Below are 16,492 nucleotides of genomic sequence, written 5' to 3' on the forward strand. Positions count from 1 at the left end.
TCTTATTCTTCCTCCTGACATGCATCATTTATTATGCTTACTATATCTTCTCCTGTATGATCACATACAAGAACCTTAACACCTAATTCTCTTTCTATATCATCTATCTTTGTATCATCTAACATAATATATTCAGCTGGCCCTAGCTCGTATCCTTTTCTAAACATATTATTAGGCATAATTAAGTACTCGCTATTAATCTTTCCTTTTAATTGTCCTATTATATCTGTCCCTGTAAGAAGTCCTGCAACAGTTATAGTTTCTCCAAAGAAATGATTAATAATTTTATATGTATCTATTTTAATATTAGGGTTAACTTTCATTAACTTCTTCATTCCCTTACTTACTTCATCAAAAGCAAGCTTTCCAGTTGGAATTGAAAAAGTTCCTTTTATATTTCTATTTAAATCCTGAGCAGTATAGTTTATAGCTTCTCTAAAGCATCTAATCATACCAATTCCATCTTCTATTTGCTCATATCCATTATAAAAACTTTCTTCAGGTACATCTATACCTGCAACTAAATAAAATTCATCAGAAAATCTTACAAATGGATCATTTATCTCTTCCATAAATCTCTTTTGGAATTCCATAACCATTTCTAATTCTTTTCTTGCTGATTCTTTAGTAAATGTTTTTACTTGAACTAATCCTTCTCTATATTTAGTAACTCCAATAGGTACTACTGCAATATTTGAAACTGATGGATATAACTCATATAATTCGGTAATAGTTCTTTTTAATTCTTCTCCATTATTAACTTCTGGTATCAGAACTATCTGGCAATGCATTTCTATTCCTGCATCTGCAAGTCTCTTCATTCTTTCATATACTGATCCTGCAAATCTATTACCAAGCATTTTAACTCTTAAATCTGGATTTGTTGTATGTACAGAAATATTTATAGGACTTATTCTATATCTTATAATTCTGTCTATATCCTCATCCTTCATATTTGTTAAAGTAACAAAATTACCTTGAAGGAATGAAAGACGTGAATCATCATCTTTAAAATAAAGGGTTTCTCTCATACCTTTTGGATTTTGGTCTATAAAGCAAAACATACATTTATTACTACATCTTTTTGCTTTATCCATAATACCGCCACCAAACTCAAGACCTAGTTCTTCTCCATAGTCTTTCTCTATTTCATAGTCCCAAATCTCTCCATTTGGTTTTTGTATCTCTAATACTATTTCTTCATCATTAGTTAAAAACCTGTAGTCTATAATATCAACTATCTTTTCTCCATTTACTGATAATAAAATATCATTTTCTTCAATGCCGACTTCTTCAGCAATACTATCAGGCATTACACTTGTTATTACATTCTTCATAATGTCCACTCCTATAATTACCTATCATCTCTATGATATATTAACCTAATAATTTTATTCAGTCAACTAACAGTTAAGTTAATTTCTAAAATTAAATTTTACACTACCTATATGCAATTTTTCAAATTATTAAGTAAAAAAAAGAATATAGGTTACCCCATATCCTTTATTATTACTCATTTAGGTCTACATAATCACCTTTTGTAGAAAAAATTATCCACTCACAAATATTTGTTACGTGATCTCCAACCCTTTCAAGATATTTAGATGCAAATAATATTTGAGCACCCTTATTTATTATATTTTCATCTTTTACCATCTTCTTCAACATATCATTAAATAATCCACGATATAATATATCAACTTCATCATCCATCTTACATATTTCATAAGCTGCATCTACATCACCTGCAACAAATGCTTCAAGAGACTTATTAATCATTTTTCTTAATATATCTACCATCTGCCAAATAGGATCACATTCTTCACCTAAAACATCTAATTCAACCCTTTTGGCAATTTTACATATATCAACTGCATAATCAGCCATTCTCTCTAAATCTGTAACTATTTTAGAAGTTGCAAATATTTTTCTTAAATCTGTAGCAACTGGAGATTCCATAGCCATAAACTTTAAACATTGTTCTTCAATATTTCTATTTAACTCGTCAACCTTATCGTCATTTTCTATAACTTGCTTTACAAGTTCCATATCTTTATTTTTAAAAGCTTCTATACTATTGTATATTTGCTTTTCAACTAAACTTCCCATTTCAGCAAGCTCTGTTCTTAATAACTTCATTCTCTTGTCTAAAAGATTTCTTGTCATACTCTCACTCCCTATTATAAATTAAATTCTATCCGAATCTTCCAGTTATATAATCCTCCGTTCTCTTATCCTTTGGTCTGTAGAAAATATCTTCCGTTTTACCATATTCAACAACTTCTCCAGATAAGAAGAAAGCAGTCTTATCAGCAATTCTTCCAGCTTGTTGCATATTATGAGTAACAATTACAACTGTATATTGTTTCTTTAATTGATCCATAAGCTCTTCCATTTTATTAGTTGAAATTGGGTCTAATGCCGATGTAGGTTCATCCATTAAAATTATTTCTGGAGATACAGCTATAGTTCTAGCTATACATAATCTTTGTTGTTGCCCTCCTGAAAGACCTAATGCCGACTTTTTTAATCTATCTTTTACTTCATCAAAAAGTGCAGCCCCTCTTAAACTTGTTTCAACAATTTCATCTAATTTCTTTTTATCTTTTATTCCATGTATTCTTGGACCATAAGCTATATTATCATAAATTGACATAGGAAATGGATTTGGTTTTTGGAATACCATCCCAACCTTTTTTCTAAGATCTATTTCATCATATTCCTTATATATATCTTTACCATCTATTAAAATTTCACCATTAATTTTAACACCTTCAATTAAATCATTCATTCTATTTAAAGTTCTTAAGAATGTAGATTTACCACATCCCGAAGGTCCTATTAATGCTGTAACTTTTTTTGCTTCTATATCTAAGTTAATATTTTTTAACGCTTTATTATCACCATAAAATAATTCTAAGTTTCTGACTTGAATTTCTGGTTTTTTTATATCTGACATATTTACACCTCAAAATCTATATGATTTTCTTTAACTAAATAGTTACTTCATATATAGTAACTATTTACTCTTATTATACTTAAAAATTAATAATTAGCTTTATTGAATTTATTACTTATAAACTTAGCTAATAAATTTAAAACTAAAATCATTACAATTAAAACTATTCCTGCAGCAGCTGCTGATGCTATATCACCCTTTTCTTTAGTTTCAAGAAATGCATGAACTGTTAAAGTTCTACCACTTGACATTATACTTGTAGGTATCTTATAAACTGTACCTGCTGTTAAGAAAAGTGCCGCTGATTCTCCAATTACACGTCCCATAGAAAGTATAACGCCTGAAAGTATACCTGGTATAGCACTTGGAAGTATTACTTTATACAAAGTTTGGAATCTTGTTGCTCCAAGTCCTAATGACGCTTCTCTATATGAAGGTGGAACTACTTTTAATGACTCTTCTGTTGTACGAATAATTACTGGTAATATAATTATTGCTAAAGTTAATGATCCTGCTATAAGTGAGTATCCAAACTTTAATGCAGCTACAAAAAATGCTGCTCCGAATAAACCATATACAATTGATGGTATTCCTGATAATGCTTCAGTTGAATATCTAATGACTCTAACTAACTTACCTTGTTTTGCATATTCTTGTAAGTAAACAGCTGCAAGAACTCCGATTGGTGTTGCTACAAGTAATGATAATCCTACTGTATATAATGTAGAAATAATGAATGGTTTTATTCCACCACCACCTGATGGTTTATATTCACCAAATAAATAATCAAAACTTATTAATTTATATCCTTTAATAAATATAAATCCAATTATAAACACTAAAATTCCTACAGTTATTAATGCTGATAAATATAATAATATCTTTAAGATATTTTCTTTAAATTTTCTCATTTTTATTTACCTTCCTTACTAGAAAGTTTTGAAATTGCTAAGTTTAATATTAAGATGAACGCAAATAACACAACTCCTGTTGCAAACAATAACTCTTGGTGAGATTGTGTTGCATAGCCCATTTCTAAAGCAATATTACTTGTAAGAGGTCTTACCTTATCAAAAATAGATGTTGGTATTTGAACTGAGTTACCTCCAACTAAAATTATTGCCATTGTTTCACCAATTGCTCTTCCGCATCCTAATACTATAGCTGCAAGTATACCTGACTTAGCTGCAGGTACTACAACCTTAAATGTTGTTTCTATATGTGAAGCTCCAAGTGCTAGCGAACCTTCTTTATAGCTTTTTGGAACAGCTTTTATAGCAGTAGTAGAAACTGAAATTATTGTAGGTAACATCATAACTGCTAACACAATAATTACTGCTAATAAACTTTGTCCTTGTGGTAAATTGAAAGCTCTTTGAATCCATGGAACAATTACTGCCAAACCAAATAATCCGTATAATACAGATGGTATTCCAGCTAAAAGCTCAACTGCTGGAATTATAATTTTAGATACTCCCTTTGGAGCTATTTCCGCAATAAAAATAGCAGTTAGTAATCCTATTGGTACTCCTATTATTAAAGCTCCTAGCGTACCATAAATGGATGCTATTATCATTGGTAATATTCCATACTTTTGATTTTCTGATGTTGGATACCATTCGGTTCCAAAAATAAATTGTGTAAATGATTTTCCTTCTGCAAAAAATGGTCTTAAACCTTTATAGAATACAAATCCTATTATCAATATTAAACTTACTACAGCAATAAGCGCACACACTAGAAATATTGCTCTTGTAACTTTGTCTATAACATATTTACTTTTATTATTTCTATTTTCCTCTACCATTTCAGTCCTCCTAATGGTAATAACACACTTTGATTTATTTATATAGTAAAAATGCCTCAATACCAGAGGCATCTTTACAGTTGTTTTAAAACTACTCTATAGTTATTAATTTATTTTCTTCTACTATTTGTTGTCCTTCAGTACTTAATACGAAATCAATTAGTTTTTGACCATTTTCTGTTAAAGAATCTTCTTTAGTTACTAATATAAATGGTCTTGAAATCTTATAATCACCAGCCTTAACATTCTCAGCTGTTGGTTCTACATCATTAACATTTAAGGCCTTTACAGTATTATCAATATATTCAAAAGAAGCAAATCCTATTGCATTTTTGTTTCCTGCAACTGTAGTTTTAACAGCCCCACTACCATCTGAAATTGTAGCATCCTTTGTTAATTCTTCTGATTCATAACCAACTATTTCTTGGAATGCATCTCTTGTTCCAGATCCCTCTTCTCTTGAAACTACAACTATTGGTGAATCATCCCCACCAAGGTCCTTCCAGTTAGTAATTTCTCCTGTATATATTTTTTTAACATCTTCTAAAGATATGTTCTTTACTGTATTTTCTGGATTTACTAATAAAGCAATACCATCGTATGCTACTGTTGTTCCTTGAACAGAAGTCTTTTCTTCATCTTTTAATTCTCTTGAAGACATCCCTATCTCTGAAATTCCAGAAATAACATCTTTTATTCCAGCACCTGAACCATTTTGTTGTATCTCTAATGTTATATTATTATTCTCTTCTTCATATTTTTCTTGAATTTTTTCCATTAATGGACCTACTGAAGTTGACCCTGAGATTGAAATTGTTACTGAATCTTTGTTAGAAGCTGTATTATTTTCTCCCTCTGAGCTATTTGATCCACATCCTACAAATGTTGCTCCAACCATAGTTACTAATAATGCCCCCACCATTAACTTCAATTTTTTACTTCTCATTTTTATTCCTCCACTTTCATAAATGAATTTTTTATTCATACACCTTACACCAATAATATTATTCCTCTAAAGTTAAAGTAATATTACTTAGATGTTAAGTAACGTTAGATAAATGTTAAGATAATGTTAAATATGTATATTTTTTGTAACAAAAGAAATAATATTAATAAAAAAATAAGATAAAAATATATTAAATATCTTTACCTTATTTTTATTTACCATTTTCTTATATTTTATTATTAAATTTATTATTTATTTTTAATCCTTACAGTAAATGTACTTCCAACCCCTACTTCAGAATCAACCGTTATATCTCCGTTAAATAACTTAACAATATGTTTAACAATTGCAAGACCAAGTCCTGTCCCTTTTGTGGATCTTGACTTATCTACTCTATAAAACCTTTCAAATATCCTTGGAAGATCATTTTTAGTAATTCCTATGCCATTATCTATTACCTTGAAAATGAAATATCCATTATTAGATGTTATAACAACTCTAACATTTCCATTTTCATTAGAATATTTGATAGCATTTTCTATTAAATTTAAAGCTAATTGATGGAATTTATCTTTACTTCCAACAATTTCACCATTAAATTCATTTATAAACTCTATCTTAATTTGCTTTTTCTCTGATTGTTTTCTAACTATATCAATTATATTTTCTATAACTTCCTTTGGGCTAAAGTTTCCATTATCCATCTTATGAAGATTTTCAATGTTAGAAAGTATTAAAATATCATTAATTAAATTAGTTAATCTCTCAGCTTCTTTATCAATAATATTTAAAAATTTATTCTTAGTTTCAAAATCGTCAACATATCTTAAAGTTTCTGAAAAACCTTTAATTGATGTTAATGGTGTTTTAAGTTCATGAGAAACATTAGCAACAAATTCACTTCTCATATTTTCAAGACGTTTAATATCTGTAATATCCTGAAGTGCTATTACTATCCCTATTTGATTTTTTAATCCACTTATAATAGGCGCTTTTTTTACCCTTATTTCTCTTTCTACAGGATGGAATAACCTTATCTCCTTTGATCCTATATCAGGCACTTCTCTTATAAAGTTAATTAAATCGTAATCAATAATACAAGATGATATCCTTTTTCCTATTACATCACCTTTTAAATCAAATAATTTTTTAGAATATGGATTGCTTAATATTATTTTTTCATTATTATCTACTGCTATTACTCCACTTTCCATACTTTCGAGTATAGCCTCAAGCTTATTTTGCTTATCTAGTGAATCATTTATTTTAGTTTCTAATTGATCTGCCATATTATTAAATGTTTGTGCTAACAGACCAATTTCATCATAATTTCCAATAATCGCTCTTTTATTCAAATTACCATTTGCAATTTTAGCAGTTACTTTTTCAAGCTCTTTAATAGGATATACAATTATCTTAACTAATTTTACTGCTAATGCTAATGATAATAAAAATACTACTATTACAATAGCAACATAATACTTTAATGTTCCTGACGTAAATACCTTTATATTACTAACTGGAACTGAGCTCCTAATAACCATATCATTATCTATCTTAGTTGCATAATAGACCATATCTATTGATAATGTTTTACTGAATCTAACACTACTTCCAGTACCATTATTAAATGCATCTATAATTTCCTGTCTATCTTTATGATTTTCTAAATCTGATCTCTCATTATCAAATATTACATCTCCCTCTTTATTTACCACAGTAAACCTAACGGAATTTCCTTTGAATTTATATATAGACAAATCCTCATTTATATAATCTTCCTTTGAAAAGCATAAATTATATATGGCTAATGCTTCCTTTGCATCATTTATAGTATTTATATTCACTAATGTAATAAAAGAGCTTGTCACTATAATCAATACAAATATAACTGTAATTACTACCGATGATATAATACGTTTTTTCATAAAATACTAGTTAGGGTTAAATCTATACCCTACTCCTCTTATAGTTTCAATAAGTTTAGGATTTTTATCATCCGCCTCTATTTTCTTTCTTAAATACCTTATATGAACATCTACAGTTCTTGTTTCGCCTATATATTCATATCCCCATATTTTATCTAATAAAGTATCCCTTGTTAAAATTTTTCCTTTATTTTTCATTAAAATTTCAAGAAGTTCAAACTCCTTAAGTGTTAAATCTAGCTTTTTATCCTTAACAAGAATTTCTCTCTTATCAAAATTAGCCACTAAATCTCCAAAAGTTAAGACATTACTTTCAGGTTCTATAATAGAAAATCTTCTTAATACAGCTTTTACTCTTGCAAGTAATTCCCTTACTGAAAAAGGCTTGGTAATATAATCATCTGCTCCAAGCTCTAAACCTAATATCTTATCAACTTCTTCACTTTTTGCAGTAAGCATTATTATTGGAGTGTTTCTAATTTCACTATTACTCCTAACATCCTTACATACATCATATCCATCTTTTCCCGGTATCATTAAATCTAGTAAAATTAAACTTGGCTTTTCTTCAATTGCAAGCTTCACAGCATCAATCCCATTATTAGCAATGACCACTTTGTAACCATTACTAGTCAAATTGTAACTTATGAGCTCTGCAATATGTTCTTCATCATCTACTACTAATATTTTTTCATTCGCCATTCCTATCACCCCAATAATTTATTTAATATATGAAAATGAAAACAATCTTCCATATGTACCATTACTTCCTCTATAAGAAAACAACTTGTTTTCTTTCTCGCAATGAGTACATAAATTTAAGGAATAAATATTATCATCTTTAATACCTATAGACTTTAAATCTTCTTCAATACATAACTCCATACTTAAATTTCTACCATTAAAAAGCTTTTCGCTAGGTACATTAAATTTATCAATAAATTTCTGTTTTAATTCCTCTGAAACTTCATAACAACACTGTCTAATATGAGGACCTATATATGCCTTTATATTAACTACATCACACTTAAAATCATTAATCATCTTTTCTACAGCATTCTTAGTTATGTCATTAAAAGTTCCCTTCCAACCACTATGTATTGCTGCTATAGTAGATGTACTTTCATCAACAAGTATTACAGGAACACAATCAGCAGTAAAAGCCCCAATAATTACTGACTTTTCTTTAGTAACTATGGCATCACCTTCATTTTCAATAAAATCTTTTTGACTTTTATCATAAACAAAAACTTTATCACTATGTATTTGTTTTATATATTGAACTTCATCAACTCCAAAATCATCTTTAAGTGATAATAAATTATTAACCCCTTCCTCTGTATGTCTGTTAAAACTTCTGTCCATTTTTGCATTAGAAAATACAACATTAATATTTTTACCTTCTAATAACCAAAAATCCTTAAATTCCTTAAAATTATTAACATTTAACCTTTTCATAATCCACCTCTAAATTTTCCTAAATGTATTTTACCATTTAATATATATTTTTACCATTTACTTTGTGTATTTTTTAACATGATTTTAACTTTAGATATATATTTAATCAATAATAATTATATCATAAAAAAAAGACCGCCTTTAGGCAGTCTAATTAATTTTTATTGGTCATTAATCCTTTAATTTCATCTAAGAATGTATTAATATCCTTAAACTCTCTATATACAGATGCAAATCTCACATATGAAACTTCATCTATAGCCTTTAATCTATCCATAACCATTTCACCAATAACACTAGAGTCAATTTCCGTAAGCATATTATTCGAAATACTCTTTTCAATATCTTCAGCCAATTCCTCTATTTGCTTTCTAGAAATAGGTCTCTTTTGACAAGCAATAATAAGTCCATTTACAATCTTTTCTCGATTAAAATTTTCTCTTGTTGAGTCTCTTTTTACTACTAAAATTGGAATATCCTCAATTTTTTCATATGTAGTATATCTTCTTCCACAACTAGTACACTCTCTTCTTCTTCTAATTGTTGTATTATCATCTGTAGATCTTGAATCTACAACCTTACTTTCATCAAAAAAACAAAAAGGACACTTCAAACAAACCACGCCTTTCTTCTATAGTTATATTTGTATTATACAATCTTTTTTTATTTTATTCTATATTTTATTTTCATCTGTGGTTAATTGTATACCTGAAGCATCAACAATTAATACATCAACCCCTATTTTAATTACTTTTTCCCATGGTATTTCTATATCCTCTTCTTTTGCAAACCACACTTTAGAAGTAGATGGTAAAAATAACGAAACTACTTTATTAGTAGATAAATCAACTTTATAATCTCTAACATACCCTAATTTACTTCCTGTTGATATATCTACAACTTCCATACTACTTATAGCATTTACTGAATATAAAATCAAATCATCTTCCATAAATATCTCCACCCCTTAAATATATTTAAAATATAACTTTATCCATTTACCATAATTATATATATGATGCTATATCTTATTTTATTAAATTAATTTTGTAGCCTAATATTTTTTTCAGAAAAAAAGGACCCTTAGGGTCCTATACATACTTTCTCATGTGTTTTAATGCTGTTTTTTCTAATCTTGAAACTTGTGCCTGAGATATACCAATTTCATCTGCAACTTCCATTTGTGTTCTTCCATTAAAAAATCTTAATGTTAAAATTAACTTTTCTCTATCATTTAATTTTTTCATGGCTTCTTTTATAGATATATTCTCTAACCAACTATCATCACTATTTTTAGAATCGCTTATTTGATCCATTACATAAATAGCGTCACCTCCATCATGATATATTGGTTCAAATAAAGAAACCGGATCTTGAATTGCATCTAAAGCAAAAACTACTTCTTCTCTTGGTATATTTAATTCTTTAGCAATTTGAGAAACTGTAGGTTCTTTATTATTGTTCTTAATAAGTTTATCACGTACAAGTAAAGCCTTATATGCAACATCTCTTAAAGATCTACTTACCCTAATAGAGTTATTATCTCTTAAGTACCTTCTTATCTCGCCTATTATCATAGGTACAGCATATGTAGAAAACTTAACATTTTGTGATAAATCAAAATTATCGATAGATTTCATCAATCCAATACAACCTACTTGAAATAAGTCATCTACATTTTCTCCTCTATTATTAAATCTTTGAATAACACTTAAAACTAACCTTAAATTCCCCTTAATAAAGGTCTCTCTTGCTTGTTTGTCTCCACTTCTCATCTTTAATAAAAGCTCTCTTTTTTCCTGTTCCTTTAGTACTGGTAATTTTGAAGTATTTACTCCACAAATCTCAACTTTGTTAATAATCAAAGTTAATCACTCCTTCAGAAGTAATAACATACTGCATTTTAAATTATTTCCGTTAGAGGATTCTTTTATACTAAAGACAACCTAAATCATTTTATTTATTTCTTTTTTTAGTCTACTTATTATTTTCTTTTCTAATCTAGAAATATATGATTGAGATATTCCGAGAATATCTGCAACTTCTTTTTGAGTCTTTTCACTATTACCAGAAAGACCAAATCTTAATCGCACTATTTCTTTTTCTCTTTCATTTAAATTTTTTAAAGCTAAAAATAATAGTTGCTTATCTACTTCATCTTCAATTAAATTATATACAGTATCATTTTCAGTTCCCAAAATATCAGATAATAACAGTTCATTTCCATCCCAATCTATATTTAATGGTTCATAAAAAGATACTTCTGCCTTCACCTTACTATTTCTTCTTAAATACATTAATATTTCGTTTTCAATACATCTTGATGCATAAGTAGCTAATTTAATTTTCTTTTCAGGATTAAAAGTATTTACAGCTTTAATCAATCCTATAGTTCCAACCGAAATTAAATCTTCAACACCTACACCCGTATTCTCAAATTTTCTTGCTATATATACAACAAGTCTTAAATTCCTTTCTATAAGCGTATTTCTAACCCTTTCTCCACCAGTACTTAATTTATCTACTAATTCTTCCTCTTCATCTTTTTTAAGTGGTGGCGGTAAAGCATCATTACCACCTATATAATCTACTCTTTTTCTAAAAATATTAAATCTTGATAAGAGTTTATTAAGAAATAAGATTAACTTGCCCATACCTATTATACCTCCTATACTATACCTCTTGATAACAAGGCTTGAAATTCATCTTCCTTACTCAATTTTCTTTCACACCCACATATTACTGCTTCTACCTTCGTCCAACTATTTGCTTCTTCATTTCTAATCATTATATTCTGTCCCTTAAAGCCTCTTACTTCACCTACTTCATTAATAGTGTCATACTTTATAATAAACTTTTTATCATCAGCTATTTCAAATTGATTAAAATAAGTATTTTCAACTATTATACAAGGCAAATTAGTTACCGGCTCTCTCAATTCATTTCCCGTATCTAAAAATCCCTTAACTAGTACTGTTCTTGTTCCTTCTGTAATATATATATCATATAAAAAGTTTTTTACCATTGCTCTATCTTTAAGTAAATCTACAATTCGAGTTATAAAAATAAAAATAATAGCTACAGATAAAACTATAAATTTAGCTGAATTATTTTTAATAACAAACTCTTGCCCAATTAAATATGTATTTTGCATTTGTATTGTACCAAAACATATACCACTTAGCATGAAGGCTAGCATAAAAAATATTGCAAGTGATTTAAAAATAAATTTTAAATTTCTTTTCTCCATAGAAATATATATCATAATTGCTGGAACCAATATTTTTACTCCTATCGAGCTAAAAATCTTTACATTACAAAAAATAACTAACCCGTATATACCCCCTAATAAAGCTGCTAAATATACATTTCTTTTCTTATAATTAACCCTCAATAACCTAAAAGTAAGTAGCAATAAGAATAAATTGATTATTATATTTTCTAATAAATATATATCAATATAAACTTCCATATACTCGCCCCCTCAATATATAAATTATACCTTCATATGCAATTTTTTTTTGTCACATTGAAGGAGTTTAAAACAAGTTTTAAACCAAGTTTTTTTACATTTTACTCTCATTTTTTTCCTTATAAATTTTAATTTTTTTTTATTTCTTTTTTTATGTCTTTTTATGCAAATAATATAAATATTTTAATAAATAAAAAATAGATAGATTATGTAATATTTATTTGCATAATCTATCTATTTATATTAATTAAATTTAATTATTTTCTTGATCTTAAGAAACTTGGAATATTTACACTTTCTCTATCTAAATCTAATAAAGGATCAGTATGAGATGTTGCAGGCTCTTCCTCTTTCTTCACTGGCTCAACTGGTTTTGGTTCAATTCTAGGCTCACTATCACTTGATACTAAGTTTCCATTATCTTCTTCAAAGCCAGTTGCAATTACAGTTAATCTAATTTCATCATTTAAACTTTCATCAATAACTGCCCCGAATATAATATTAGCGTCCACATCAGCTGCTTCTCTAACAATTTCAGCTGCTTCATAAACTTCTATAGCACCTAAATCTACTCCACCTGTAAAGTTAATTATAACTCCTGTTGCACCGTCAATAGAAGTTTCTAATAATGGAGATGATATTGCTTGTCTAACTGCATCTTGTGCCTTATTATCACCTTTTCCATAACCAACTCCCATATGAGCTAACCCTTTATCTTTCATTACTGTTTCAATATCAGCAAAGTCAGCATTAACTACACCTGGAATTGTAATAAGGTCAGATATCGCTTGTACACCTTGTCTTAAAACACCATCAGCTAATTTGAAAGAATCTAATAATGTAGTTTTCTTATCTGCCATAGCTAAAAGTTTTTCATTTGGAATTATAACTAATGTATCAACATGTTGTTTTAAGTTTTCTAATCCCATTTCAGCATGTCTCATTCTTCTTTTTCCTTCAAATGGGAAAGGCTTAGTAACTACACCTACTGTTAAGATATTCATAGATTTAGCAATTTCAGCAACTACTGGAGCAGCACCTGTACCTGTTCCACCACCCATACCAGCAGTGATAAATACCATATTAGCTCCTTTTATCGCTTCTGCTATTTCTTCTCTACTTTCTTCAGCTGCCTTTTTCCCAATTTCAGGGTTAGCTCCAGCACCAAGTCCCTTAGTAAGCTTTTCACCTATTTGAATCTTAGTATTGGCTTGAGAAAGTAATAACGCTTGCTTATCTGTATTTACAACAATAAACTCAACATTCTTTAACCCTTCAATTATCATTCTGTTAACGGCATTACCACCGCCACCACCACAGCCTATTACCTTTATATTAGTTAATTCTTGCATATCTAATTCAAAATCTAACAAAATAACTCCTCCTTAAAACTCTCTCTATTAGTAATTTAAATACTCTCATAAAATTAACTTCGCTAATTCATTTTTTAACTATACTTTAAAATAAAAAATTATTTCGTATTTTAATTTTACATCATTAAATTTATGTTAACAATAGCAAAATGCTAATTGTTGAAGAATTTTGTAGTGATTTCTTCACTTTTGTAAAAAATAAGTATCTAAATTTGCCAATTTATCCTAGTTAGTTTATGATTAAATCTTTTTATTAAAATATTATCTTATTATTAATATATAATATTATATTTTAATTGTATCATAAATATAATTCAACGTACACCAAAAAATCCCTCTATTTTTTAACATTTTTTTAAAATTTTATAACATAAAAGAGCGTAAAAATTACGCTCATCTAATTTTTTATAAAATCATCATTCTTTTTAAAATTTCTCTATCTACCGCATAGGTCATTGCTGTATCCATAGAAATAACACCTTTTTTATACAATTCAGAAATTGACATATCCATAGTCTTCATACCATATTTATTCCCTGTCTGAATTGCAGATTCAATTTGATATGTTTTTCCTTCTCTAATTAGATTTTGAATTCCTTGAGTTGCAACCATCACTTCAAGAGCCCCTAATCTTCCATCTCCATTTATATTAGGTAATAATTGTTGCGATATAATCGCTTGCAATACCGATGCTAGTTGAATCTTTATTTGTTGTTGTTGATGTGGTGGAAATACGTCTATTATTCTATCGATAGTCTTAGTTGCTCCAATAGTGTGTAATGTTGAAAAAACTAAATGTCCAGTTTCTGCAGCTGTAATAGCTATAGAAATTGTTTCTAAATCTCTCATTTCACCTACTAAAATAACATCTGGATCTTCCCTTAAAATTGCTTTTAATGCACTTTCATAGCTTTTAGTATCTTTTCCAATCTCTCTTTGATTTATTATGCATTTATTATGCTTGTGTAAATATTCAATAGGATCTTCTAAAGTTATTATATGTGCTTGTCTAGTATTATTAATTTCATTTATCATAGCAGCTAAAGTAGTACTCTTTCCACTCCCTGTAGGTCCTGTTACTAATACAAGCCCTCTCTTCTTAGTAACTATTTCTTTAAGTACCGTTGGATGGTTCAATTCATCTAATGTAGGTATTTTAAGTGCAATAACTCTTATTGCTATAGCATCACTATTTCTTTGTTTAAAAATATTAACTCTAAATCTACCTATTCCTTGAACAGAATACGATGTATCAAATTCACCAATATTTAAATATTCATCATATTTTTCCTTTAAGATTTCTTTAGAAAATGCCTCCATATCATTAGGTAATAATTTATCACTACCAAGTTGAATAAGTTTTCCATTGCATCTTATGGTGGGTGGTAGTCCAACTGTCAAATGTAAATCCGATGCATTCATTTCTATAGTTTTACTTAATAGTTCATTTAATAAATACATTTTTTCTCTCCCTCTTATATTTTATCTATAAATATAATTAATTCTATTTTAGTAAAATAAACCATATAATGCAAATTTTTCAAAATTTATTAATTATTGTTTACTTAAATGTTAATTCTTTCTTAAGTTTTTTCAATGCTTTTTTTTCTATTCTAGAAACATAAGATCTTGATATCCCAAGTAAACTTGCAATTTCCCTTTGCGTTTTACATTTACCATCAATTAACCCATATCTCATTTTAATAATTTCTCCTTCTCTCTCATTTAAAGAAGTATTTATTTTAGAGTACAAAGCTTTAATTTGTATGTTAGTTTCAACTTTATCAATAACAGAGTCTTTATCACTACTTAACACGTCTATTAAACTTATTTCATTGCCTTCTTTATCAACTCCAATTGGATCATGAAGAAAAGTCTCACCCTTTTGCTTTTTACTACTTCTAAACAACATTAAAATTTCATTTTCAATGCATCTAGATGCATATGTAGCTAATCTTGTACCCTTTGATGCATCAAATGAATCAATAGCCTTAATTAATCCTACTGTACCAATGGATATAAGTTCATCGATATCTTTATTAGGTATTTGATATTTTTTCACAATATGTGCAACTAATCTAAGGTTTCTTTCTATTAACACACCTTTAGCTTTTTTGTCACCAGCTTTTAATAATTCTAAATATTTCTGCTCTTCTTTTTCATCTAAAGGCTGAGGAAATGTATTGTTACCTGAAATATACCCAGTTAAAAATACATTAGTACACAATAATTCTAATATATTACCAATAACTATCACTAAGCTTCCTCCTAGTAGTGCTTATTATATAATATGATAGTTTTTAAAAATATTGCTTAAAGAATTTAAATTAATTTTCTTGACACACTTGTTCGTTATAGCTTGAATGCCGTGATGACGAAAATTAATGATATTCCCTCCATAAATTGTGTAAATTTCGTTAAGAATTTATATCTTTCTTTCCATAAAAACTGCTAAAGCTTCGAAAGTCACTCCGTTCCCTCAGCTTCTTAACGCAGTTTTTACTCCAAGAAAGATTAAATTCTAAAACTCATTTACAATATTTCTTCCG

Annotated in this window: 17 protein-coding genes; all 17 read right to left on the bottom strand. The window is 28.2% G+C overall.

The window, feature by feature from the left end; translation table 11 throughout:
- Nucleotides 1-2: 2 nt before the first annotated feature.
- Nucleotides 3-1,337, bottom strand: a complete 1,335-nt coding sequence (locus I2E98_RS08375) for a DUF512 domain-containing protein (RefSeq protein ID WP_195468491.1) — start codon at nucleotides 1,335-1,337, stop codon at nucleotides 3-5.
- A 172-nt stretch (nucleotides 1,338-1,509) separates the two neighbouring features.
- Entirely contained in the window at nucleotides 1,510-2,166 is a 657-nt protein-coding gene (gene phoU / locus I2E98_RS08380; RefSeq protein ID WP_195468492.1) for a phosphate signaling complex protein PhoU, read from the bottom strand.
- Between the two features lie 28 nt (nucleotides 2,167-2,194).
- Nucleotides 2,195-2,959, bottom strand: a complete 765-nt coding sequence (pstB, locus tag I2E98_RS08385; protein WP_195468493.1) for a phosphate ABC transporter ATP-binding protein PstB — start codon at nucleotides 2,957-2,959, stop codon at nucleotides 2,195-2,197.
- Between the two features lie 86 nt (nucleotides 2,960-3,045).
- Nucleotides 3,046-3,870 carry a phosphate ABC transporter permease PstA gene (gene pstA / locus I2E98_RS08390; RefSeq protein ID WP_195468494.1) on the bottom strand — a complete coding sequence of 275 codons (825 nt, stop codon included), beginning with the start codon at nucleotides 3,868-3,870 and terminating at the stop codon, nucleotides 3,046-3,048.
- 2 nt (nucleotides 3,871-3,872) lie between these two features.
- Nucleotides 3,873-4,766: a phosphate ABC transporter permease subunit PstC gene (gene pstC, locus I2E98_RS08395; protein ID WP_195468495.1), complete on the bottom strand. Its 894-nt coding sequence runs from the start codon at nucleotides 4,764-4,766 to the stop codon at nucleotides 3,873-3,875.
- 91 nt (nucleotides 4,767-4,857) lie between these two features.
- On the bottom strand, nucleotides 4,858-5,712 hold the full coding sequence (locus I2E98_RS08400) for a phosphate ABC transporter substrate-binding protein (RefSeq protein ID WP_195468496.1): 855 nt from the start codon (nucleotides 5,710-5,712) through the stop codon (nucleotides 4,858-4,860).
- A 248-nt stretch (nucleotides 5,713-5,960) separates the two neighbouring features.
- On the bottom strand, nucleotides 5,961-7,640 hold the full coding sequence (locus tag I2E98_RS08405) for a sensor histidine kinase (protein WP_195468497.1): 1,680 nt from the start codon (nucleotides 7,638-7,640) through the stop codon (nucleotides 5,961-5,963).
- A 6-nt stretch (nucleotides 7,641-7,646) separates the two neighbouring features.
- Complete coding sequence (locus I2E98_RS08410) at nucleotides 7,647-8,342, bottom strand: response regulator transcription factor (RefSeq protein WP_195468498.1); 696 nt, start codon at nucleotides 8,340-8,342, stop codon at nucleotides 7,647-7,649.
- Between the two features lie 18 nt (nucleotides 8,343-8,360).
- A complete protein-coding gene (gene pgeF / locus I2E98_RS08415; RefSeq protein ID WP_195468499.1) occupies nucleotides 8,361-9,098 on the bottom strand; it encodes a peptidoglycan editing factor PgeF in 738 nt (245 codons plus the stop codon).
- Nucleotides 9,099-9,252: 154 nt separating this feature from the next.
- Nucleotides 9,253-9,711, bottom strand: a complete 459-nt coding sequence (gene nrdR, locus I2E98_RS08420) for a transcriptional regulator NrdR (protein WP_195468500.1) — start codon at nucleotides 9,709-9,711, stop codon at nucleotides 9,253-9,255.
- A 60-nt stretch (nucleotides 9,712-9,771) separates the two neighbouring features.
- The gene (locus tag I2E98_RS08425) at nucleotides 9,772-10,050 is read right to left on the bottom strand and encodes a YlmC/YmxH family sporulation protein (protein ID WP_195468501.1); all 279 of its coding nucleotides are present in this window, start codon (nucleotides 10,048-10,050) and stop codon (nucleotides 9,772-9,774) included.
- A gap of 139 nt (nucleotides 10,051-10,189) precedes the next feature.
- Nucleotides 10,190-10,963: an RNA polymerase sporulation sigma factor SigG gene (sigG, locus tag I2E98_RS08430; protein ID WP_195468502.1), complete on the bottom strand. Its 774-nt coding sequence runs from the start codon at nucleotides 10,961-10,963 to the stop codon at nucleotides 10,190-10,192.
- 81 nt (nucleotides 10,964-11,044) lie between these two features.
- Nucleotides 11,045-11,752: an RNA polymerase sporulation sigma factor SigE gene (gene sigE / locus I2E98_RS08435; RefSeq protein ID WP_195468503.1), complete on the bottom strand. Its 708-nt coding sequence runs from the start codon at nucleotides 11,750-11,752 to the stop codon at nucleotides 11,045-11,047.
- Between the two features lie 14 nt (nucleotides 11,753-11,766).
- Complete coding sequence (locus I2E98_RS08440) at nucleotides 11,767-12,570, bottom strand: sigma-E processing peptidase SpoIIGA (RefSeq protein ID WP_195468504.1); 804 nt, start codon at nucleotides 12,568-12,570, stop codon at nucleotides 11,767-11,769.
- A 257-nt stretch (nucleotides 12,571-12,827) separates the two neighbouring features.
- Complete coding sequence (ftsZ, locus tag I2E98_RS08445; RefSeq protein ID WP_195468505.1) at nucleotides 12,828-13,943, bottom strand: cell division protein FtsZ; 1,116 nt, start codon at nucleotides 13,941-13,943, stop codon at nucleotides 12,828-12,830.
- A 405-nt stretch (nucleotides 13,944-14,348) separates the two neighbouring features.
- Nucleotides 14,349-15,404, bottom strand: a complete 1,056-nt coding sequence (locus I2E98_RS08450; RefSeq protein ID WP_195468506.1) for a type IV pilus twitching motility protein PilT — start codon at nucleotides 15,402-15,404, stop codon at nucleotides 14,349-14,351.
- 100 nt (nucleotides 15,405-15,504) lie between these two features.
- Nucleotides 15,505-16,200 carry an RNA polymerase sporulation sigma factor SigK gene (sigK, locus tag I2E98_RS08455; protein WP_195468507.1) on the bottom strand — a complete coding sequence of 232 codons (696 nt, stop codon included), beginning with the start codon at nucleotides 16,198-16,200 and terminating at the stop codon, nucleotides 15,505-15,507.
- Between the last annotated feature and the right edge of the window lie 292 nt (nucleotides 16,201-16,492).

This window comes from Clostridium sp. D43t1_170807_H7 (genome assembly GCF_015555905.1).
GTDB lineage: Bacteria > Bacillota > Clostridia > Clostridiales > Clostridiaceae > Clostridium.

What these genes read in the sequence shown, in the direction of transcription:
- pstA (WP_195468494.1), bottom strand. Translation starts at nt 3,870, where the DNA reads ATGAGAAAATTTAAAGAAAATATCTTAAAGATATTATTATATTTATCA.
- pgeF (WP_195468499.1), bottom strand. Translation starts at nt 9,098, where the DNA reads ATGAAAAGGTTAAATGTTAATAATTTTAAGGAATTTAAGGATTTTTGG.
- phoU (WP_195468492.1), bottom strand. Translation starts at nt 2,166, where the DNA reads ATGACAAGAAATCTTTTAGACAAGAGAATGAAGTTATTAAGAACAGAG.
- I2E98_RS08440 (WP_195468504.1), bottom strand. Translation starts at nt 12,570, where the DNA reads ATGGAAGTTTATATTGATATATATTTATTAGAAAATATAATAATCAAT.
- I2E98_RS08450 (WP_195468506.1), bottom strand. Translation starts at nt 15,404, where the DNA reads ATGTATTTATTAAATGAACTATTAAGTAAAACTATAGAAATGAATGCA.
- I2E98_RS08425 (WP_195468501.1), bottom strand. Translation starts at nt 10,050, where the DNA reads ATGGAAGATGATTTGATTTTATATTCAGTAAATGCTATAAGTAGTATG.
- I2E98_RS08400 (WP_195468496.1), bottom strand. Translation starts at nt 5,712, where the DNA reads ATGAGAAGTAAAAAATTGAAGTTAATGGTGGGGGCATTATTAGTAACT.
- pstC (WP_195468495.1), bottom strand. Translation starts at nt 4,766, where the DNA reads ATGGTAGAGGAAAATAGAAATAATAAAAGTAAATATGTTATAGACAAA.
- I2E98_RS08410 (WP_195468498.1), bottom strand. Translation starts at nt 8,342, where the DNA reads ATGGCGAATGAAAAAATATTAGTAGTAGATGATGAAGAACATATTGCA.
- I2E98_RS08405 (WP_195468497.1), bottom strand. Translation starts at nt 7,640, where the DNA reads ATGAAAAAACGTATTATATCATCGGTAGTAATTACAGTTATATTTGTA.
- I2E98_RS08375 (WP_195468491.1), bottom strand. Translation starts at nt 1,337, where the DNA reads ATGAAGAATGTAATAACAAGTGTAATGCCTGATAGTATTGCTGAAGAA.
- sigE (WP_195468503.1), bottom strand. Translation starts at nt 11,752, where the DNA reads ATGGGCAAGTTAATCTTATTTCTTAATAAACTCTTATCAAGATTTAAT.
- pstB (WP_195468493.1), bottom strand. Translation starts at nt 2,959, where the DNA reads ATGTCAGATATAAAAAAACCAGAAATTCAAGTCAGAAACTTAGAATTA.